The 22,785-nt window shown below is 34.4% G+C and carries 12 protein-coding genes and 1 pseudogene; 4 read left to right on the top strand and 9 right to left on the bottom strand.

The window, feature by feature from the left end; translation table 11 throughout:
* Positions 1–2: 2 nt before the first annotated feature.
* Both Bra60_RS01255 and Bra60_RS01250 read right to left on the bottom strand, forming a co-directional pair.
* The gene (locus Bra60_RS01255; RefSeq protein WP_236823955.1) at positions 3–2,981 is read right to left on the bottom strand and encodes an autotransporter outer membrane beta-barrel domain-containing protein; all 2,979 of its coding nucleotides are present in this window, start codon (positions 2,979–2,981) and stop codon (positions 3–5) included.
* A gap of 281 nt (positions 2,982–3,262) precedes the next feature.
* Positions 3,263–6,325: an autotransporter outer membrane beta-barrel domain-containing protein gene (locus tag Bra60_RS01250; RefSeq protein WP_236823954.1), complete on the bottom strand. Its 3,063-nt coding sequence runs from the start codon at positions 6,323–6,325 to the stop codon at positions 3,263–3,265.
* 113 nt (positions 6,326–6,438) lie between these two features.
* Between Bra60_RS01250 and Bra60_RS01245 the strand changes: the two are divergent.
* Positions 6,439–6,597, top strand: a pseudogene (locus Bra60_RS01245) (M24 family metallopeptidase C-terminal domain-containing protein); the annotation flags it as partial.
* A 117-nt stretch (positions 6,598–6,714) separates the two neighbouring features.
* Here the strand turns inward: Bra60_RS01245 and Bra60_RS01240 are convergent.
* Positions 6,715–9,579: an autotransporter outer membrane beta-barrel domain-containing protein gene (locus Bra60_RS01240; protein ID WP_194285024.1), complete on the bottom strand. Its 2,865-nt coding sequence runs from the start codon at positions 9,577–9,579 to the stop codon at positions 6,715–6,717.
* Between the two features lie 2,133 nt (positions 9,580–11,712).
* Between Bra60_RS01240 and Bra60_RS01235 the strand changes: the two genes are divergently transcribed.
* From Bra60_RS01235 to Bra60_RS01225, 3 genes are read left to right on the top strand one after another with little or no spacing between them, the layout of a single operon-like run.
* Complete coding sequence (locus Bra60_RS01235; RefSeq protein ID WP_078688359.1) at positions 11,713–12,456, top strand: creatininase family protein; 744 nt, start codon at positions 11,713–11,715, stop codon at positions 12,454–12,456.
* An 11-nt stretch (positions 12,457–12,467) separates the two neighbouring features.
* The gene (locus tag Bra60_RS01230) at positions 12,468–13,502 is read left to right on the top strand and encodes a CobW family GTP-binding protein (protein WP_078689024.1); all 1,035 of its coding nucleotides are present in this window, start codon (positions 12,468–12,470) and stop codon (positions 13,500–13,502) included.
* A gap of 10 nt (positions 13,503–13,512) precedes the next feature.
* Positions 13,513–14,484 (top strand): WD40 repeat domain-containing protein, encoded by a 972-nt coding sequence (locus Bra60_RS01225; RefSeq protein WP_035006218.1) that lies wholly within the window; start codon positions 13,513–13,515, stop codon positions 14,482–14,484.
* A 244-nt stretch (positions 14,485–14,728) separates the two neighbouring features.
* Here Bra60_RS01225 and Bra60_RS01220 read toward each other — a convergent pair whose 3' ends face one another.
* The 6 genes from Bra60_RS01220 to Bra60_RS01185 all read right to left on the bottom strand — a co-directional run bounded on the left by Bra60_RS01220 (position 14,729) and on the right by Bra60_RS01185 (position 22,644).
* A complete protein-coding gene (locus Bra60_RS01220) occupies positions 14,729–15,589 on the bottom strand; it encodes a phytoene/squalene synthase family protein (RefSeq protein WP_078688358.1) in 861 nt (286 codons plus the stop codon).
* A 619-nt stretch (positions 15,590–16,208) separates the two neighbouring features.
* Entirely contained in the window at positions 16,209–17,318 is a 1,110-nt protein-coding gene (locus tag Bra60_RS01210) for a N4-gp56 family major capsid protein (RefSeq protein ID WP_078698005.1), read from the bottom strand.
* A 95-nt stretch (positions 17,319–17,413) separates the two neighbouring features.
* Positions 17,414–17,863 (bottom strand): hypothetical protein, encoded by a 450-nt coding sequence (locus Bra60_RS01205; protein ID WP_078698004.1) that lies wholly within the window; start codon positions 17,861–17,863, stop codon positions 17,414–17,416.
* A gap of 614 nt (positions 17,864–18,477) precedes the next feature.
* The gene (locus Bra60_RS01200; protein WP_078698003.1) at positions 18,478–18,864 is read right to left on the bottom strand and encodes an Mth938-like domain-containing protein; all 387 of its coding nucleotides are present in this window, start codon (positions 18,862–18,864) and stop codon (positions 18,478–18,480) included.
* A 444-nt stretch (positions 18,865–19,308) separates the two neighbouring features.
* Positions 19,309–19,767, bottom strand: a complete 459-nt coding sequence (gene yajC / locus Bra60_RS01195; RefSeq protein WP_078673614.1) for a preprotein translocase subunit YajC — start codon at positions 19,765–19,767, stop codon at positions 19,309–19,311.
* A gap of 1,674 nt (positions 19,768–21,441) precedes the next feature.
* The gene (locus tag Bra60_RS01185) at positions 21,442–22,644 is read right to left on the bottom strand and encodes a M23 family metallopeptidase (protein WP_078688355.1); all 1,203 of its coding nucleotides are present in this window, start codon (positions 22,642–22,644) and stop codon (positions 21,442–21,444) included.
* Positions 22,645–22,785 lie beyond the last annotated feature (141 nt).

The raw sequence follows: 22,785 nt of genomic DNA, 5'->3' as shown, positions 1-22,785 counted from the left end.
GGCTAAAATTGATAACGTAAGCCACCCGAAACACTAATTCCAGAAAAGCCAGCTTTGGTTAATTTATGTTGGTATAGCAAATCACCATGAAGTGCTATAGCATTAGACAATTGGGCATGAACACCCGCACCTGTTTCAACTGTAGAACCGAATGCACCTAACTGAAATGCATCTTTAAAATGCACTATCCGCTTCTTTTCATAACTATGCGCAACATGAAGTTTACTATAAAAGGAAACAACATGTCCCTTTTCGGAAGAAGCAAAAGCTTTTATTAAACGACCACCTATCCGCCCTATCAATTGATCATGCTTTCCTAAATCAATATCAAACCGATCAATATCACGCGCTTCATCAAACAGGAGAGACTGGTAAATAACTTGAAGCTGTGGCTCAACAATAAAACCATGATAGCCTGTGATAATGGCCTGACCACCCGATAAAGCAGCACTCAAAAGTCTCCCTTTTAATTCTGCTGTTTTTCCACGAGAAAGAGTGACAACGTCGCCCTTAAAAAAATCATACGAGAGAAAGCCATTCGCATAAAAGCCTGTATCATGATCCAAATTCGCATAAAGCTTGCCTGACCATTTATCAAAAACACTCTTTTGACTGTGTTTAACTGCACGAGGATGAAGAGAGAGCTGACCATAACCGCCCATAACTCCAAAGGACGAAGTACTATCTTTACTCTCTAATGTATTGAATACAATTCCTGCTGTCGCATTATTATAGTCAAGATCAGCTCCATAACCATATTCAAAAACAGACAAATTGGAAGTATAACTATGGTTACTGCCATAACCACGGATGAAAAAGTTTGTCTTGCTCTTTTTAGCCGCTTCATGAAAAGCACTTTGCATGATTTCCAACAGTTCATGTTGATTACTTACATCGACCAAACCTGTATGAAATAAAGCATGAGGTAAAAGCAAATAACTTGGGAGTTGTGGCACAACTGTCGATACTATTTGCAGCCGATAATCCCAGAAATCATTATCAGATTGCTCACCTTCTTTCCTATTCTGACCAACCAACTTTTGTCCTGGATCCGCTTGCCCTAATTGGGAACTTGGACCATACGCAGAAAGAACATACTGATAAGGTAAATTATCTGCTGTAATATAATCATCCTTCAGTTTGAAGGAATCTTCTTGCGCTGTACCTGAAACTTGAATAAGCGAAACACCCTGGGTATTACCTGAACCCGTTTTATCTCCTAGATCTCCTACTGTTGTAGAAACAGAAACTACAGTAACACCAGATACATCACCATCGATTAAAAGCCGATCTGTATCCGAGTTACTTTGATCTAAATAACTATTAAGATAAAGCTCCGCATTACCCTCTGTTGTATAAACAAGACTATTCCCTGTGCCAATAGAGAGTGTTTGATAAACATTATCGCTTGGCTTTTCAAAAATAATTTTACTATTCTTAAGTGTCACAGTAGAAATAAATGATTTATTATTATCAGTTCCCTCATTCCCTCGATCACCCCGTGATTTTCTTTTTGTTAAAGTCCACATCGAGTTATTCTCTAATTTCAAACGCGCTTCAGCTGAACCAGAAATTAAAGCACCCCCTTCGAGCTGTGAGTTATTAGCTTTAATGTTTATAATCCCGCTAGTACCTTCTAGCAAAAGACCACCGGAAAGTTTTGTATCTGATAAATTAAAAGTAAGCTCCGCCTCAACACCATTATAAATAGCGGTACTATTAGGAACAATAAAATTTGTTTTTTTCAAAGAAATAGTTGCGAATCTTTCGGGCTCCCCGTCCTGGCTATTACTAACAGAAAGTACTCCATACATGCCATAATATTTATCACCCTCTATTTTAACGTCTACATTTTCAAGATTTACATTCTCTTTCTTCTCCTCCTCATCATCATCTTCTTTATCGTCACTCTCATCTTCATCACCATCTTCATCTGCTGTCTCATAATCTTCTGTACCCTTATATGGTGAAAAGTCAAATACAAATCCATTCCCACTTTTGAGATGAACTTTCCCTTCCTTCATCTCAAAAGTACTCTGTGGATGCATATAAACGGCAGCACTACCACTATAATCTACATTCCCGTTCGTCTGGCCAGAAGTATTATCATTAATAGTATCATTAATAATATTAACTTTCTCTAAAGAAACCTCTCCTGTATTCATATAAACTGCGTAACCTTCGATAAAATTAATGCCTGCATCCGATTTATCTATACCCTGCATTTGAATCGAGCCGCCTTTTGTAGTGAAAAGACCTTTATCCCCTTTTTTTAATACTAAAATATTTGTATCCAATAGCTCAACTATAGAACTTGAACCCTTAGCTTTAACAGCAATCTTATTATTACTTATCAATGTCTTATCTGCGTTTACCGAACTATTTTCTACAACAGAAATACCTATCGTTAGGTCTTTTAAGGTCAATTCATTAGCAACAATTGTTCCCCATTCCCCGAGCAGTATACCAATATAAATATCATTATCACTGTGTACGGGGCCTAGAATTTGCACTCTATTTACATTAACATCACTAGTCGTATTTTTTTCATCCTCTTCTTCACTCTCATTCTCTTCATCACTCGAACTCGAATATATACCAATTACCCCATTGGTTATAGAAGTTGTATTGTTTTTCTTACGACCACTATTCTGTCTAGTATTCCGTCTAGAATTATTTCCCATTTGATATGTTTTGTCATTTATCTGTCCATCTGCACTTTCTTTACACTCTTTCACAATGAAAGTACGGCTACCCAATTTCATAGTGGTCTTCTGACTTGGAGAAGATTTACCTTTCTTCGCAGCCTTCTTAGCTTCATTTTTCTGACACTTCTTAACAGAACCAGCCTCATTAGCAAAAGAAACATTAGAAGGACTAACTAAAAGAGTATTAAGTATGAGAAAGAAAGAAAGAAAGAAAGAAAGAAAGAAAGAAAGAAAAAAGAAACGCGCAACATTAAAATACCAATAACCTTTCAAAATAAAACGAATACATTATGGATTATATTAAATAAATAAACACATTTCAAGTTATTTCATAAAAGTAAGGTTTTACGTATTGGATTTCTCTATTAGCATTTACTAAATGAAAACTATCCAATAAATAAAGTTAAGCTTTACACTGAATACAAAAAAGCATTTCTTAATAAATTTATAAAGCTGAATTAAACGCATAGATAAAAGGCTGATGAGCAAAAGGCCCATCAGTCAATTTTCTAGGACTTGAGCAAAACTGACAAATATAAAACCAATCCTTGCTTTTAAAATTGATAACGCAAGCTACCCGAAACACTAATTCCAGAAAAGCCAGCTTTGGTTAATTTATGTTGGTATAGCAAATCACCATGAAGTGCTATCCTATTAGACAATTGGGCATGAACACCCGCACCTGTTTCAACTGTAGAACCGAATGCACCTAACTGAAATGCATCTTTAAAATGCACTATCCGCTTCTTTTCATAACTATGCGCAACATGAAGTTTACTATAAAAGGAAACAACATGTCCCTTTTCGGAAGAAGCAAAAGCTTTTATTAAACGACCACCTATCCGCCCTATCAATTGATCATGCTTTCCTAAATCAATATCAAACCGATCAATATCACGCGCTTCATCAAACAGGAGAGACTGGTAAATAACTTGAAGCTGTGGCTCAACAATAAAACCATGATAGCCTGTGATAATGGCCTGACCACCCGATAAAGCAGCACTCAAAAGTCTCCCTTTTAATTCTGCTGTTTTTCCACGAGAAAGAGTGACAACGTCGCCCTTAAAAAAATCATACGAGAGAAAGCCATTCGCATAAAAGCCTGTATCATGATCCAAATTCGCATAAAGCTTGCCTGACCATTTATCAAAAACACTCTTTTGACTGTGTTTAACTGCACGAGGATGAAGAGAGAGCTGACCATAACCGCCCATAACTCCAAAGGACGAAGTACTATCTTTACTCTCTAATGTATTGAATACAATTCCTACTGTCGCATTATTATAGTCAAGATCAGCTCCATAACCATATTCAAAAACAGACAAATTGGAAGTATAACTATGGTTACTGCCATAACCACGGATGAAAAAGTTTGTCTTGCTCTTTTTAGCCGCTTCATGAAAAGCACTTTGCATGATTTCCAACAGTTCATGTTGATTACTTACATCGACCAAACCTGTATGAAATAAAGCATGAGGTAAAAGCAAATAACTTGGGAGTTGTGGCACAACTGCCGGTACTCTTTTTACAGGTAAATCTGGTTTTATCGGATCCTCAGGTTCTGAGGGCACTGGTGGTTCTGGCGATGGTGCTGGTTGCACTGGTTCCGGTTCTGATGGAGTAATATATTTACTTTGCAGCCGATAATCCCAAAAATTACTACTAGAGTGCTCACCTTTTTTTCCATTCTGACCAACCAACTTTTGTCCTGGATCCGCTTGCCCTAATTGGGAACTTGGACCATACGCAGAAAGAACATACTGATAAGGTAAATTATCTGCTGTAATATAATCATCCTTCAGTTTGAAGGAATCTTCTTGCGCTGTACCTGAAACTTGAATAAGCGAAACACCCTGGGTATTACCTGAACCCGTTTTATCTCCTAGATCTCCTACTGTTGTAGAAACAGAAACTACAGTAACACCAGATACATCACCATCGATTAAAAGCCGATCTGTATCCGAGTTACTTTGATCTAAATAACTATTAAGATAAAGCTCCGCATTACCCTCTGTTGTATAAACAAGACTATTCCCTGTGCCAATAGAGAGTGTTTGATAAACATTATCGCTTGGCTTTTCAAAAATAATTTTACTATTCTTAAGTGTCACAGTAGAAATAAATGATTTATTATTATCAGTTCCCTCATTCCCTCGATCACCCCGTGATTTTCTTTTTGTTAAAGTCCACATCGAGTTATTCTCTAATTTCAAACGCGCTTCAGCTGAACCAGAAATTAAAGCACCCCCTTCGAGCTGTGAGTTATTAGCTTTAATGTTTATAATCCCGCTAGTACCTTCTAGCAAAAGACCACCGGAAAGTTTTGTATCTGATAAATTAAAAGTAAGCTCCGCCTCAACACCATTATAAATAGCGGTACCATTAGGAACAATAAAATTTGTTTTTTTCAAAGAAATAGTTGCGAATCTTTCGAGCCCCTTGCCCTGGCTATCACTAACAGCGAGCTCCCCGCCCTCGCTATCACTAACAGAAGGTACTCCATACATGCCATAATATTTATCACCCTCTATTTTAATGTCTACATTTTCAAGATTTACATTCTCTTTCTTCTCCTCATCATCATCTTCTTCATCGTCACTCTCATCTTCATCTGCTGTCTCATAATCTTCTGTAGCCTCATATGGTAAAAAGTCAAACACAAATCCATTCCCACTTTTGAGATGAACTTTCCCTTCCTTCATCTCAAAAGTACTCTGTGGATGCATATAAACGGCAGCACTACTACTATAACCTACATTCTCGTTCGTCTGGCCAGAAGTATTATCATTAATAGTATCATTAATAATATTAACTTTCTCTAAAGAAACCTCTCCTGTATTCATATAAACTGCGTAACCTTCGATAAAATTAATGCCTGCATCCGATTTATCTATACCCTGCATTTGAATCGAGCCGCCTTTTGTAGTGAAAAGACCTTTATCCCCTTTTAATACTAAAATATTTGTATCCAATAGCTCAACTATAGAACTTGAACCCTTAGCTTTAACAGCAATCTTATTATTACTTATCAATGTCTCATCTGCGTTTACCGAACTATTTTCTACAACAGAAATACCTATCGTTAGGTCTTTTAAGGTCAATTTATTAGCAACAATTGTTCCCCATTCCCCGAGCAGTATACCAATATAAATATCATTATCACTGCGTACGGGGCCTAGAATTTGCACTCTATTTACATTAACATCACTAGTCGTATTTTTTTTATTCTCTTCATCACTCGAACTCGAATATATACCAATTACTCCATTGGTTTCAGAAGTTTCACTGTTTTTCTTACTACTTTTATTCCGTTTAGAATTATTTCTCATTTGATATGTTCGGTCACTTATCTGTCCATTTATACTTTCTTTACACTCTTCCACAATGAAAGTACGGCTACCCAATTCCATAGTGGTCTTCTGACTTGAAGAAGATTTAACTTTCTTCGCAGCTCTACTTTTCTGACACCTCTTAACAGATTCAGACGAACTAACAGGATCAGAAGGACTAGCTAAAGGAATAGAAAGAAAGAAAGAAAGAAAGAAAGAAAGAAAGAAAGAAAGAAAGAAAGAAAGAAAAAAGAAACGCGCAACATTAAAATACCAATAATCTTTCAAAATAAACTGAATACATTATGGATTATACTAAATAGATAAACACATTTCAAGTTATTTATCATAAAAGTAAATTTTTACGTATTGGATTTCTCTATTAACATTTACTAAATAAAAACTATTCAATAAATAGAGTTAAGCTTTACATAGAACTTTTAACAACACAAGAGAAACAGTGGCTTAACAACTATCATGCCTGTGTTTATCAAGTTAATGCACCCTACCTTGATAAAAGAGATAAAAAATGGCTGAAAAAAGCTACAATGCCTCTTTGAGAGTAAAGACATCTTTAAATTAAATATCTAAAGGAATCTTCAAAAGAGATAAAGCTTCATCACCCAATTTTTCCAGGGCTTGAGCACAACTGATAAATATAAAACCAATCCTTGCTTTTAAAATTGATAACGCAAGCTACCCGAAACACTAATTCCAGAAAAGCCAGCTTTGGTTAATTTATGTTGGTATAGCAAATCACCATGAAGTGCTATAGCATTAGACAATTGGGCATGAACACCCGCACCTGTTTCAACTGTAGAACCGAATGCACCTAACTGAAATGCATCTTTAAAATGCACTATCCGCTTCTTTTCATAACTATGCGCAACATGAAGTTTACTATAAAAGGAAACAACATGTCCCTTTTCGGAAGAAGCAAAAGCTTTTATTAAACGACCACCTATCCGCCCTATCAATTGATCATGCTTTCCTAAATCAATATCAAACCGATCAATATCACGCGCTTCATCAAACAGGAGAGACTGGTAAATAACTTGAAGCTGTGGCTCAACAATAAAACCATGATAGCCTGTGATAATGGCCTGACCACCCGATAAAGCAGCACTCAAAAGTCTCCCTTTTAATTCTGCTGTTTTTCCACGAGAAAGAGTGACAACGTCGCCCTTAAAAAAATCATACGAGAGAAAGCCATTCGCATAAAAGCCTGTATCATGATCCAAATTCGCATAAAGCTTGCCTGACCATTTATCAAAAACACTCTTTTGACTGTGTTTAACTGCACGAGGATGAAGAGAGAGCTGACCATAACCGCCCATAACTCCAAAGGACGAAGTACTATCTTTACTCTCTAATGTATTGAATACAATTCCTGCTGTCGCATTATTATAGTCAAGATCAGCTCCATAACCATATTCAAAAACAGACAAATTGGAAGTATAACTATGGTTACTGCCATAACCACGGATGAAAAAGTTTGTCTTGCTCTTTTTAGCCGCTTCATGAAAAGCACTTTGCATGATTTCCAACAGTTCATGTTGATTACTTACATCGACCAAACCTGTATGAAATAAAGCATGAGGTAAAAGCAAATAACTTGGGAGTTGTGGCACAACTGCCGGTACTCTTTTTACAGGTAAATCTGGTTTTATCGGATCCTCAGGTTCTGAGGGCACTGGTGATTCTGGTGCTGGTGCTGGTGCTGGTTTCGGCGATGGTGGTAATGGCTCTGGCGATGGCACTGGTGGTACTGGTTCTAGTTCTGGTTCTGATGGAGAAATATATTCACTTTGCAGCCGATAATCCCAAAAATTATTATTAGGTTTACCTTCTTTTTCCTCATTCTTTCCAACCAATTTTTGTCTCGGATCCGATCGCCCTAACTTAGAATTCGGACCATAAGCAAAAAGCTTATATCGATAAGGAGAAGCATCTACTGTAATATAATCACCCTTCAGTTTGAAGGAATCTTCTTGCGCTTTACCTGAAACTTGAATAAGCGAAATACCCTGAGTATTTCCAATATTATTCGTGCTTATACTTACATTTCCCCTTCGATTTTCTGAAATAGCTTGTATATCAATTGTAGTTTCCCCACAAACATTACCATGGATCAAAACTCTGTCAGTTTTCTGACTATCAAACGAACCATTAAAACTTAAACTCACGTTTAAATGAATCTGCGCATTATTCTTTGCAATATAAACATCGCCACCCCCTTTCCCAATGTGAAGTGTTTTATAATTATAGGCTTCAGGAGACTTGAATCTCTTAAAATTAATAGAACTATTATCAAGACCAAGTACTGAAATATAAAAATTGTCTAAATCTTGTGAATTTTTCTGTTTTGTTTGTGTTAAAAACCATACAGAATTACCGCTCAAATAAAATTCAGCAGTAGAGCTCTCATCAACATGGCTCCCCCCTATCAATAAAGAATTATCAGCTAAGACAAGAACAGAAGATTTCTTTTCAGCCATTAACAATAAATGATCAGCGCTAATAGAACTGTTAAACAAACTAAGATTACCTCCTGCAGCACCGGTGCTATAAATAGCTGAACCACCTACAACGTTCAGTTTTGTATCTTTTAAATTAACAAGTCGTACTGGAAATTTAATATCTGCAATATCTAAATTTTTCTCATCCTCTTTGACTCCTGCTATTGCATTATCTACTCTCTCTATTGTATTGCCTGCTGGATTCTCTCCTCTAAAATATATACCGTAGAATTCATCTCCTTTTACCTCGATAGTTGCTCCTTCGATATTGGCTCTCGTCATGTTAATATTACTTTTATCAGTTTGTAAATTTTCACCCAATGAAATAGAATTAGAAGTAGCAACCGTATTGTCGATTAATAGGCCAAAAGCATCAATAACGTTAATATTGCCATTCTTAAAATCAATATAACCGCCCTGATCTATATAAAAAACAGCGTAATTTTTTTGTCCTTTTGTCATACCTGTTCCGGTAATATGAGTACTATCGAAAGTGACTTTCCCTCCCAACGCGGTATAAGCCCCATTACTGTTTGTAAAATTAATTAATCCACCACTTTTAACCTCAACATTTGCTCCCCCCATACTCACAAGGCTTGCTTTCCCGTCTTTGGTCTTAATCTGTGGATTAACTAAAATAACATTCGTTGGTTTTCCCAACGCCTGAACAGCTACGTTGCTCTCTTTAATCACACCATTGTACATACCAATTATTCCATTGCTTACATTAAGCGCTACATGTGTATTGCTCACGACCGACTGCGTTAAAACGACTTTTCCTTCTTTCAATACATCAACACCATATATATCACTTTTGGTCTTCCCAGCCTTTTTGGGCATTTCATCTACACCACCAAGGGTTATATTCGTCCCCTTAATATCTACACCTTTCCCTTCTGCTATTATTGCCTGAAAATTCTTATCGCTGATTATTTTTTCCCCGCTATTAGTACATTTATAAGTTGACGCAGAATCTACCTTATTTTCATCACACTCAGATGAGTGGTTGGGGGTTGACTTCACACTATTCTGAAAAAAACAAAAAATAGTTGCTGCAAAAAAATATAAATAACTATTAAATACTTTGATCATAATTCATTTCGAACTTTCTCCCCTGCATTTAAATATGAAAAGCTCCCACTCAAAATGAGAAATACAAAGCTAAGTAAATTCTACATAATTTAACACATTTCGTTTTTAATTTAATACGTTTTGTGCTTTATGTAAAGATAAATCTACAATAAAAAAGATCGCACAAAAGCTTTATCAGACAGGTAAGTTAGAATTGATAAAGACTCTAGCCAAAGCATTCTTCCTACAAAGCCCTGCTTCAGTAAATTTATGCTTATATATCAGCTTACTATGAAACACTATATTGATAAATCATTGGACCAAATATCTAACAATATTTCTATTGTTGAAGCAATATTTTCCAACTAGAACGCATCTTAAAATGCAAAACCCATTTTATTTCGTAACTATGTGCATAGGAAATTTTCTATACAGAAAATAACAACACACCTCTTTGATCATTGTAAAAGGTAACCAAGAGGCTAATAAACAACCTACAACAATTGCGTTTCAAAAATAAAACAACTACAATAAATCATTATAAAAATTTATTCTCGTTAAAGAAGCACTTACAAACTCACCTTTGAATATTCCTTTTTATTGCCGCTTTAAACTATCATATTTCTCTTAATCGACAGAAGTTCATTCATATAAAACATGTGCCACAGTGTGTCATTCATTATTCCCGATCACCTCTTTAAAGGTAATGTTTTGTTTTTTTTGACTATCCTTTGACTATCCTAAGATTAAAGAGATAATGTATCAAAAGTTTCCAACCTGGCAAAAGACATGGTATATCATTATGCATCACTCTCTAATGTATTGAATACAACATCCGTTGTTATAGAGTTAACTTTATTACCCACATTGAAAGATAAAATAGATTTGAAGCATAGCGATTTTTCGACTGTGATTAAATATGAAAAAGTTTGTCTTCTCATTGCCTCGTAATCGCTCGTAATATGTAGCAAGTATATTCACTCTGAACACGATAATTTCAAACATTCTTAGTTAAATCTATTTTCTCCTTCCTCATTATGTCCTAACAATCTTTGTATACTATCCGTCTATCCCTAAAGAAATTTTGAACTATAATAATAAAGCGTATATTTATCAGATGTTTTCTTGCTACCAAAATCGATATTAAGCTATTTTCAAATGAAAATTTACTGCAATTCTATTAAAAATAGCAGCACTTTAAACGTAAATTAACCAGACTCAGCTATCATAAGACAAATCTTGGCTTTTAAAAGAAAAAATAAAATCTTATTTTCAAATAGTTATATGATTTTTCTTATCTTAATTATAAAGTAAAAATATAAACAATAACCACATTATTTAATAACTACGAAATTTAATAACTATGAAAATGATCTTTTAAACTAATCAATTTTACTCATGCTTCATTCTACTTTCTTAGCTTTTCTATCTCGATTATAAAGCCATCGTCATTATTAAAATAATTATATATTATAAATTTTCTCATCGCTCATTTTATAGTTGAATCTTGAATTCTCAACATTAAAAGCTCATTGTTCTAGAGTTATTTCAATTATTTTAGATAAGATATTGAACGCTCTTAATATATTTTTTAGAATAGCCCCTCTTTATAGATTCTAAAACCTTCGGTGAAACACGTTATTAAGTTACTAGCAATTTTTACATTATTTTCTGTATCGGTTTTCCTTGGAAAGTTTAAACTTTTTTATAAATAAATGAATATTTTATTATTGATATTTAATAAATTTCTTAATCATAATTCTAGTATAAACTTTATATTTTCTCTTCATATAAATCGAAAAGAAATTTCTATCTTTCAAATATATAAATATACATTACCTTTAGCAGCATAATTCTACCCAGAATATTTAATACTCCTCAGAATTAATTGCTCTAAAATTAAGGAGGCTACCTAAATAATTCATAATATCACCTCAAATAAAGTTTGATTTTACTTCATACATATTTCGATGCAAAAAACACTCTATATTTGCGTTTCTTCTGTATATGGACTAAAGTTAAAGAAAACTATTTCCATCATATTGTATCATGTGAATCTATTCACTTCTTTTTGGCAATGAATTTATGGTATCTGATCTCCTTCCTCTCGCCCTTTTACCTCTGGGCGCACATGAATATCATGGCAATCACCTTCCCTTTGAAACAGACTGGATTATTGCTGAATCTTTTGCAAAAGCACTTACCTTAGAAACAAAAGAGCAATTTCAAATCACACTTTTACCAGTTGAAAAAATTGGTTATTCTGTAGAACATATGAATGTTATTGGTACACAAACATTGACCTTTTCTGGGGCTATAGAACGCTGGATCAACATTGGTGAACATTGTTATCATAAAGGCATCAGGCGTTTTCTTATCCTTAATGCTCATGGAGGCAATGCGCCTTTAATGAATATCGTCATTACAGAATTAAGAAAACGTTTTTCAATGCTTGCAGTAGCTACAAGTTGGAGTCGTTTCGGATTGCCAGAAGGCTTAATGGACCCATCTCAGATACATCTTGATATCCATGGTGGATTTATTGAAACCTCCTTAATGCTCTATTTAGCACCAGAAAAAGTACATATGGAAAAAACAGAAAATTTTCATAATAGGCAAGCTGAGATGATTCAAAATTATCAATATTTACGAGCCTATGGACCTCATGCTTTTGGATGGATGATGCATGATCTTAATGAACAAGGAGTAGCAGGAAATGCAAGCCAAGCAACAGCACAAGCAGGTAAAGCAATTTTTTCCCATGTTCTCTGTGGACTTCGCGCTTTACTTGACGATATCAAGAAATTTAAAATAGATGCATTACAATGAAAGATATAATTATGGAAACAATACCCAATACATCTCCTAAAATTCCTGTTACAGTCCTTACAGGATATCTTGGATCAGGAAAAACTACCCTTCTTAATCGTATTTTAAATGAAAATCATAACAAACGTTACGCAGTTATTGTCAATGAATTTGGTGAAATTGGTATTGATAATGATCTGATTGTTGAATCAGAAGAAGAAATTTATGAAATGAACAATGGTTGTGTGTGCTGTACAGTGCGTGGCGATCTTATCCGCGTTTTGGAAAGCCTAATGCAACGCTCTAATCGATTTGATGCTATTATTATAGAAACCACAGGAATTGCTAATCCTACTCCAATTGCACAAACTTTTTTTATGGATGATACTGTACGTGATAAAACAGCCCTTGACAGTGTCATTACGTTAATTGATGCAAAACACCTGCCACTTCAGCTGAAAGAAAGCCGTGAAGCAGAAGATCAAATTGCCTTCGCTGATATCATTTTGCTTAATAAAATTGATCTTGTCAGTGCAGAAGAACGAGCACATATTGAATCACTTATTTATACCATTAATTCCAATGCCATTATTTATACAACAGAACGTGCAAACATTCCTCTTAATAAAATTCTTAATCGTGGTTCATTTGACTTACAACGAATTCTAGAAAACGATCCTCATTTTCTTAATCATGAAAATCCCGATCATGTATGTAGTCCCGAATGTGATCATGAACATCATCATGGGCACAGCCATAAATCACTTATGCATGATGTTACGATAACCTCTATAAGTTTAAAAACAGGTGCTCTTCAAAAAGAAAAATTTTTCTCATGGCTTCAACAAGTTACCCAAGAACAAGGTCCTAACATTTTACGTCTAAAAGGTATTATCGCATTTCACGGAGATGACGATCGTTATGTGATCCAAGGTATACATATGCTTCTTGAAGGACAACATCAACGCCCATGGCGTCAAAATGAAAAACGTGAAAGCCGGCTTGTTTTTATTGGTCGTTCTCTCGATGCTGAGAAATTAAAAACTGATTTTGAAAATTGCATATAAGCGAGTCAAAATGCCAAGTATTACTCCTTACAATCTCAAAAGTTATTGTTTATCTTGTGGTTTTATTAACGATAAGCCAGCTTTTGTTTCAGTAGAAGGTTTGATTGTTTTCCTTCAACCAAACCCACAAATTATTGAAGTGCATAAAGGCATAATTTCAAGCCATTTTTCTCCTGATAAGACAGCTATTATAACAGGTGGAGAAGATGGGAAAATATGTAAAACAACAACAGATGGTCGCATAGAGATATTGGGCATACAAAAAGGCAAATGGATAAACAGTGTTTCTTTCGGCCCACATAATGTATTTGCTTTTGCATCTTCGCGTTTGATGGTAACTAATATTGGTAAAGGTTTACAAGAGTTTTATCATAAATACAGTGTAGAAGGTTTAGCTTTCGCTCCGAAGGGATTACGACTTGCAGTTGCTCACTATAATGGTGTTACCCTTCATTGGTTGTTGACGCAAACAGTGCCAACCACATTAGAATGGAAAGGAGCACACTGTGATGTTATTTTCTCACCAGATAATCATTATGTAATTTCCACAATGCAAGAGAATGCCTTACATGGTTGGCGTCTTGCTGACAAACAACATTTACGCATGAGTGGCTATCCAAGCAAAGTTAAAAGCTGGTCTTGGAGCACAAAAGGAAAATGGTTAGCAACATCAGGTGCATCAGCTGCAATCGTTTGGCCTTTTCATACGAAAGATGGTCCAATAGGCAAAGCACCGTTAGAACTTGGTATACGAGCAAATGCGCTTGTTAGTATAGTTGCATGCCATCCAAGTAAAGAAATTGTAGCTATTGGCTTTAATGATGGAATAATTTCATGTGTACATTTTAGTGACGGAAAAGAAATATTTCTTAAACTTTGTAGCAAGAGCGCTATTTCAGCACTCAATTGGGATAAAACAGGCCATTACCTTGCCTTTGGCAGTGAAAATGGTGAATGCGGCATCATAAATATAACCACTTAAAAACATAACAATAAATTACCTCTTATGCTTTTAAATTGATCATATACTCTCTATCAATATTTGCTCTAAACAAGACCGCTGTAATCCACTGATCGATATGCTCAATCACTATCAAGGGCATATGAGCAAATAATTGAGTATAAAAGCCCCCTTTTCTACTACTGAATATAGTTGTTAATAATCTATACTCACATGAAGTTAATTATAAAATATACTTAAAATGCTAACTAGCTGAAAATTATTATTAAAATAATTTTGGAAAATGACCACTAATCGCTGCTTTTGTGATCAACCAATAGCGATACAGTAATAATGAAGTTGTATTTTCCTGAAAAACTTTTGCTCCCAACTGTACTGTTTTTTGCAAAGATGCCGGCGTAACTGCTAGTGGGAGAAATGCTGGTTTAAGCGTTTTAGGCAAAGTAACAGAATAATCATAAAACTTAAGATAGTAATCTCGTGATAATGCTACCATAGTCTCAATAATCTGTTGTTTTTGTTTATCATTGATACAATTAGAATTTAGCTCTTCCCGACTTATCCCCAAAGCCTCCAACATATCGGTAGGGAAATAACATTGATATCGTAATTGCATCAATGGTAAAAGACGTAATATACCACTTAACGCTTGAGCTATTCCCCCATATTTACAAGCATCTGTAAAATTTGGTGCCACATCAAAATCTAATATCTGGCAAGACAACTGCAATATTGTACTTGCTGTTTTACTACAATAAGCTTCAAGATCGTGAATAGTTGCTATCGGATTATTGTAAAGATCAAAAATACGCGCATCACAATAGTGTAAAAAAGTTATCTTGGATAACTTAAACAAAGTAATTGTTTTTAATAAATCATTTAAAATCGGATTACTCTCACTATTTTGTTGTTCATCGTTAGCAATAGAATCGCGCCACCAACGTAATCGTATTTCTCCCATAAGGGGATCACGCACACTTTCGCGAATACGAGCAATCTCTGCATTAAAAGCATAAAGAGCGGCTAATGCTCTGCGTTTTTGTTTGGGTGCAAATAAAACTGATATATAACGATCACGATCTGTATTACGTAAAATATCAAGACAATAAGGAAGAAAATTTGCCATTCTCTATCACACCATCAATACCTTTTTTATATCATACAAATTATTTTTTATTATATTTTTTAAATTTAGAAATTCTCAAATAAATGTGAGAGAAAAGGGAATAGGAGTTCCTAATATGCCTCTACAAAACATACCATTTTTTGCCACCTTTCTCTAATAATTTTTTAAATTTTCTAAGTTCTGTTATGAAAAATTATCAAATGTTCTAATAAATATACCAACAATTTCACGATCACATGAATCAGAAGATTTGCTTATCAAGCTCTTGCTCCAAGCATCTATTTCTTTTCTTAAAAGATAAGCTGTTGCTTGATTTAAAGCGTAGAGCTTGATGATCGTTTGTTCTATTAAAACAGGTATAGATTTTTCTAATCTCGATGGAAAAAATGCTACAGATAAATCTAATTTTTAGCCATATCTAAAAGGCATTCTGAGTGATCAATACGAAGTTTGCATAAGATTTTGTCAAATGATGTAAGCATTTTAAAAGTCTTGTTAGAAAAAAATATTCTCTTGATTTTAACAAATATTTTTGAAACTTTCTTCAATTATTGCAAATAATGACTTCTTTTTGAGATGTTTTTTTATAGTTTAAATCCTATTTATGCGCTCAATATTTTTATATTTCTTTAGAAAAAGAGGGGATAACTATCGTGCCAAAATCTTGCGCTCCTTGCGTAGAATAAGCCAAAGTATAACGTGATTTTTTCATACCAATGATGGTTTTGGCAGCAATGCCAAATTCGCTATCATAATCAAATAATTTCTCTACAAGATGATAACGCGGCTCATCCTTACGACCATAAGCTAAGATGACACTTTGCGCACCAAGCAAAACAGCACGACGAACAGAAAGAACAGGCTCCTGCGTTTTTGAATGAACACCATGAGGAACATATTCAGACTCTCGTAAAATGGTACCATTATACATTCCAAACGAACCATCAAAAATCGGGGTTTTAGCGCGGCTTTCACTACAAACCGCTTCGGTAATGTCAAGCCACTGGCTAGCATCTGTATTGGTACGTAACTGCATCACCTGTTCTGGGTGAAGATACATCACATAAACACTTTCTCCATTGACATGTACCGATCTAATCTTAGGATTAGCCAATTTTGCACGTTTCACAGCATCATCAATGAGAGATAATGTAAACTCATCGTCTTTTGTGAGCTCTTCATCAGCCTTTTTATTCCCTGAGCAAAAAATGCGCAATTTACTCGGCTCTAATGGCTCATTAAAACCATAATGCACTGGTTTTATCGTTGTTGTATAACCATCAAACTTCATCCACGAAGCTGTATACCCAGCAGCTTGGATAAAGAACATCATACTCAATCGATCAGCATACCAATCAACAAATCCATCCTTGGCATATTCACGCAAATTAAAGGGAATATGCTGTTGATCAATTATCTCTTTATTTTTAAAACGCACAGCATGAGAAAGCTCATTGAGCCGCACTGTTTCATTCAGAAGAAGTGTTGTATTCCCTTCCAGTGCTTGCCCTTCAGTCACATCACCTCCTATAAGCTGAGCACATAATCTAGTTTTGACTGCATCACCCGCTGTTTTATTCAAACCATCCACAACTTGAATGATACTATTTTCATCTGTTCCCATCAAAGGAGCTATTGATGTCGCTTTTGAGCTTTCTGCGCTAAGCAGCTTAGACCAAATCTTAACGGCTAAGGGATGATTGATATTTTTTGCTTCTGTTGTTGCCATTTTAAAATGCCTTTCTTTGTCTTCAAATGAGCCTTACGGCATAACCAAGCAGCCACAACCACTTGGTTATCTCTTCTGCACCACTGCGCATCTCTTCACACCCTGTCCATGATGTATTCAAATTTTTCTTTATTATTCTCAACCCATGCAGCAGTTTTATCTTCCGACATGGAAGAAAGTGTTCTCATATCAATACCGACCAAGGGAACCTGCCTACCACATGCGGCTAAAATCCACGCTGCTGTGTTACGCTCTTGGAGAGCTTCAACCTCATTGTTATTCTGGGGGGCCGCTATAGCCAAAAGCTTTTGCTTTTTGCACAAGCACATCGATGGGATTAAGGCCGGCTTTTTGGCCTGCTGACAGATTTGACGCAATTCAGCACCAATTTGTTGTTCTCTCAGTGCAGAATCTTCCGACTGTGGATAAAGACTTGTTCGCACTTTTAATGAATTATCCGCAATCTCATGAAGATAATTTGTGATCTGTTCTAAATCTGGATATTTGTCTTGAACCAAAGGCGCTATTTTCACGTGCCCTATCATCTGGGTCACCCCCTATCCTCTCCCGTAACCTGTAACGGTAATACTTTATAAAGCAAGACATCATTTTTCTTTTTGGATCTACTCGTAGATAGCCAATTAAAATACTTTATTAAGCATGTTTGTATCCTTTTTGAAGGAAAACAAAGAACTCACTAAATGAAATTTGTGTACACAAAAATACTCTTTTTATATAGCATATAACCTTCTAACTTTTCAATAGAAAAACATTATAAATATCTGAAAAAATTAATTTATTTATCTTTTTATTTTTTCTTTTTATTGTGTTATTCATCATTTTATTATTGTCTATTGCTCTTCAAAAAATATCCTCTATAAAATGTCATTTATAGCAGAAGTTGAACGACACAAAAACACCAGAAAACACCAAAAGCTTTCAGAGAATAATGAACAACCTTTTAAAATGGGCAATTCAACAAGATCTTTTATAAAACAATATGGCCTCTCTTTACACGATAGGGGGCAAACCATAAAAAGTTAGCTTTAGAAGCGATCAAAACACTCTAAAAAAAAGAGACAAGAACAAAAAGATCCAATAGAACAATAATTACGAAAATCCCTCATATTTAATTAACATACTGATTTTATTAATTATATCATTCTATCGCAAATAACAACGCAGCAACTGAACGATTTTCAGCTAACAAAACATTAAATGTACGTACTGCAGCTCCCGTGCTCATTGTGTCTGTCGAAATATGCTTTTCCCATAAAAGACACCGCAATTTTTTAGGTAAACTCAATAATTCAAGTCCAGTACCTATCAATAAAATCTCAATCTTATCTGCTTCTTCCAAAATACGAGAAAGATTATCCTGTGTAGGAAGAGGTCCTGCCATGTCGATACCATAAATACCTGATGGTAAACAAATAATCGAACCCTTATGAGACATATCTGCGAAACGAAATCCTCCATTCCCATAAGCATCAATAGGCGCTCGCCCTGGAAAATGTGCTTCACGAATCTGAATTGCATATGACATAGTAGGCATTCTTTATTTTTGGAAACCCAATTGCATTTTTCTCTCCTAAATTAGTAAGAGGAAATAATAAACTAACTAACGTAGATTATAACACATCACCAAAGATGCGTAAAATATTTGACACCAATATTACCAAAATAAGAAGAAGACAGTACCCTAAGCAAAATTGCAAATAATATCAAAAAGTTTGCAATAAAATATAACGAACACCCATACCATAAACAAATAAAATCATCCCTATCTGTTTTCTTCAAAAAACTTGATTATACATAACAAATACCTTGAATAATAAAATAATTATAAACTGCTGTAATACTTCATCAATTAAATTAATTTATTAAAAATAATCCCTATAAAAATAAATAGAAATCCAATTCCATTTATTCCTAATCAAGCCCTAAGGTATCCATAAAAAGTAACTCTTCAAATAATTATATAACATAACTATGTTTTTGGTTTATTTTTCTTTTGTATTACTTTTTTTACTTTAGGTGCAGAAACACTTTTCTTCACTTCCACCTTACTTTCAGAAGTTTTGGGTGCTTTTATCTTAGAGCTAGGTTTTGATTTTTCTTCCGATAATGGCTCACCTTTAATCCGAACATCTGCTAATGTTGAACGAATAACGCGAATACGTATACCTTCACTAATTTCAACTTCTAGCTCACCACTTTCATCATAAACTTTTGTAACCTTACCAAGAATACCTCCACCCGTTATAACTGTATCTCCACGACGCACAGCATTAAGCATTTCCTGTCTCTTTTTCATTTGCGCACGCTGTGGACGAATAATTAAAAAATACATAATTGCAAAAATTAAAATGAAAGGGACAAAGGTAATAAATGATGTTCCATTCGACGTATGACTTACAGCCTGAGCATAAGCATTAGTAATCAACATTTTTATCTCCTATAGATTAAACTTCAAGTATCTCTCACTTTACAAATAAGTTTTTGCTTCGGAAGAAAAAAGCCCATCTAAATACTGTAAAACTACATCAGATAGTTGTAACTTTTTCAAAAGGAATAAAATTTTAAGAAAAAGAAAGCAACGAACAAAAGTTTCCAAAATAGATCTCATTCGTTTTTCCGGATATCATATAAATACCAGCTTTTCTCTAAATTAAACAGCACAATACTTGAAAATTATGTTATTCCAAATACAGCAATCATTCCATTTTTTGCATATTTTTACTGACTTTCTCAGTTATTTTAAAATAGAGTCCTCCAAGAAACACGTACTCTTAATTTACGTTCTCCTTAAACGCTCTAGCTAAATACCAAGAAGAATACTATTCATTCTATTAAAAAGAATAGCATTTGCACTTTCTTAGATAACAAGATCCTTAATATATTCCAAAAAAAAACCCGAAAGCAAGAACTTTCGAGAACTATAGACTCAGAATTTTACAATACAGACAACAATATGATGCTTTTAGACACTATTTTTGAAACATTGTCAATAGAAAAATACTATATATTGATAAAATCTATATGAATCATCTATAAAAGGCTTAGAAACTGATTATCAACAAAAGGAATGCCATTTATATGAAATTAGTGTTACTTTCAAAAACAATAACAATAAGTATCCCCTTAGCTTTCATTATGTGTGGTATTGGAATATGGGCCACTTTTTCAATTATTTTCAATTGTTTTCTCTTGAAACCAACATTTATTACTCACGCATTCATCATCTCTTCTATCATCTCTTTTATTGTCATATTTTTAAAATCATGGTTTACAGCTTTTTTTATAGTTGGAATAGTAAGCTGCGGAGGTGTACTTATGAGTCATTTATTTAACCAGTTGCTCCTACTGTGGTTCGCTGTAGAACTTTTAATGCAATAGTTTTTCATACTTTTATAAAAATTGATAATTTAAAAACTATTTATGAAAGATTGCACGATTACGTTTAAAGTAAACCCATATTTTTTGTCCATTTTAATGCTTGAACAAAATATTATCAAATGTCTTTCACCCTTCATTTAAAACGTTTGCTAAATCTTTATGAGAACTATCATATAACTTAAGATAATAATTACTGTACCTCCTATTGACAACCATATTCTCACAAGATCCTACACTTGTAGAATCTGTATTTTGTCGTGCTTTGTTAGTTTCTTCCTAACCGTAAAATTTAGAAGAACTGAATTAGAATAGCCTATTCTTTCAATGACTATCAATAATAACACAACTCGAAATAACGCTCTTATCTCACCTATTAAATAAATAATTATCCTCGACAACCAATACCACTTAACGATTGAAATACTATTTAAGTTAATCACACAAGAACTTAAATAACATCACAAGGAAGCTTATATTTGGAAACAAAGCAGATGAATTCATATGATCTTGAATTATTTTAATTGATCTCCTCTATATCTTAAAAGATGAGAATTACTATAAACAGAACCTATATTGAAACATATAAACCTTTTCCTGCATGTTCCTCCTCCTGCTGATCGCTTATGCAATTACTTCATAGGCTTTCGAATGAAGTAATACACACCTTAATATCTCCAATCTAAAGGATGAAGTTTTATAGTGAAAAGATAAAACGGCAACCGATTTAATTTTCTAAGTATTCAGCAGGATCAACAGGGAGAGAATTCTTACGTACTTCAAAATAAACGCGTGGTGTTTTAGCGTCTCCTGAAAAACCTGACTTTGCAATTTCATCACCACGTCGTACCTTTTGCCCTCTACTAACAATAAGCTTACTATTATGCCCATAAATAGTAATAATATTGTTTTCATGCCGAATCATGACAACGTTACCAAGCTCTTTCAACCCATTACTTGCATAAATAACAACACCATTTTCTGCAGCTTTTACTGATGATCCTTCAGGAACCGTAATATCTATTCCTCGATTAACTGCAGTTCCTTTCTTTTCGCCAAAATGACTCAACAAACGTCCTCGCACAGGCCACCGCATCTTAGAAATACCTGTCGATTGTGGAGTTATAATATCATTTGGGTCAATAATTTGATCTGACGTATCATTTATAGACTTATGTGTTGTTGCTTGTGTAGGAGAATTTTTTTCAATGTTTAACGTATCACTTTTAACTACAGGCATAGTTTTTACGGAAGTCTGAGCTACAGATGTAGGAGCTTTACCCTGTTTAACAGGAGATACAGTCTTAGATTGAAATGAAGATACATTTTTTGATGCATCTGAAATATTATTTTGAATATTTGATGCCATCTTTGTACTTTGACCTGGAATAATCAATGACTGACCAATATAAATAGAATTAGCGTTTATACCATTAGCTAACCTTAACGCATCAACACTGACACCCAACTGTTGCGCAATACTTAATAATGTATCCCCACTCTGCACAATATAAGAATTCTTTTTAAAAACAGAACCATTATTCACCTGTGAACGAGGAAGAGTTCCAAGATTTTGAGGCGGTATCCCCATAACCTGACCATCAGAAAAATGCTTGTTCTTATCAGGATAAAAAACTTCCTTTTGCCTTGAAGAATTATTATATGGGAAATTGTAATCAGCGTCTGAAATACTACTTGATTCTACAGGTGGCAATTCACTGCTTTGTATTTCAACATTTTGTGATAACATTCGCGGATCATCAGTCATAGTCATGAATGTAGTTGACTGGGTAGGAGTAGTATTATTATAAGAACCACCAGAAAAACGCTGCGTACTGGAACTACAACCAGTAGCTATTAATATCACCATCAAAAGAGCAGCTTTTAGAAAAGTACACTTCAAAATGCTACTTGAAACCCTTATATACATAGTTTTGCTCACTAGCCAATATTTAAATCATTCTATTAAAGCTTCCTAATCTTACCTAAGAGTTAAAATTAAAAAAATATCCATAAATACCCCTTAATAAAATCAAAATGTATTTTTTATTAGGTAGAATAGACAAAATAT

It is taken from the genome of Bartonella sp. Raccoon60 (assembly GCF_002022585.1).
In the GTDB taxonomy this organism is placed as follows: Bacteria; Pseudomonadota; Alphaproteobacteria; order Rhizobiales; family Rhizobiaceae; genus Bartonella; species Bartonella rochalimae.
This window is presented reverse-complemented; position numbering and strand designations above follow the sequence as displayed.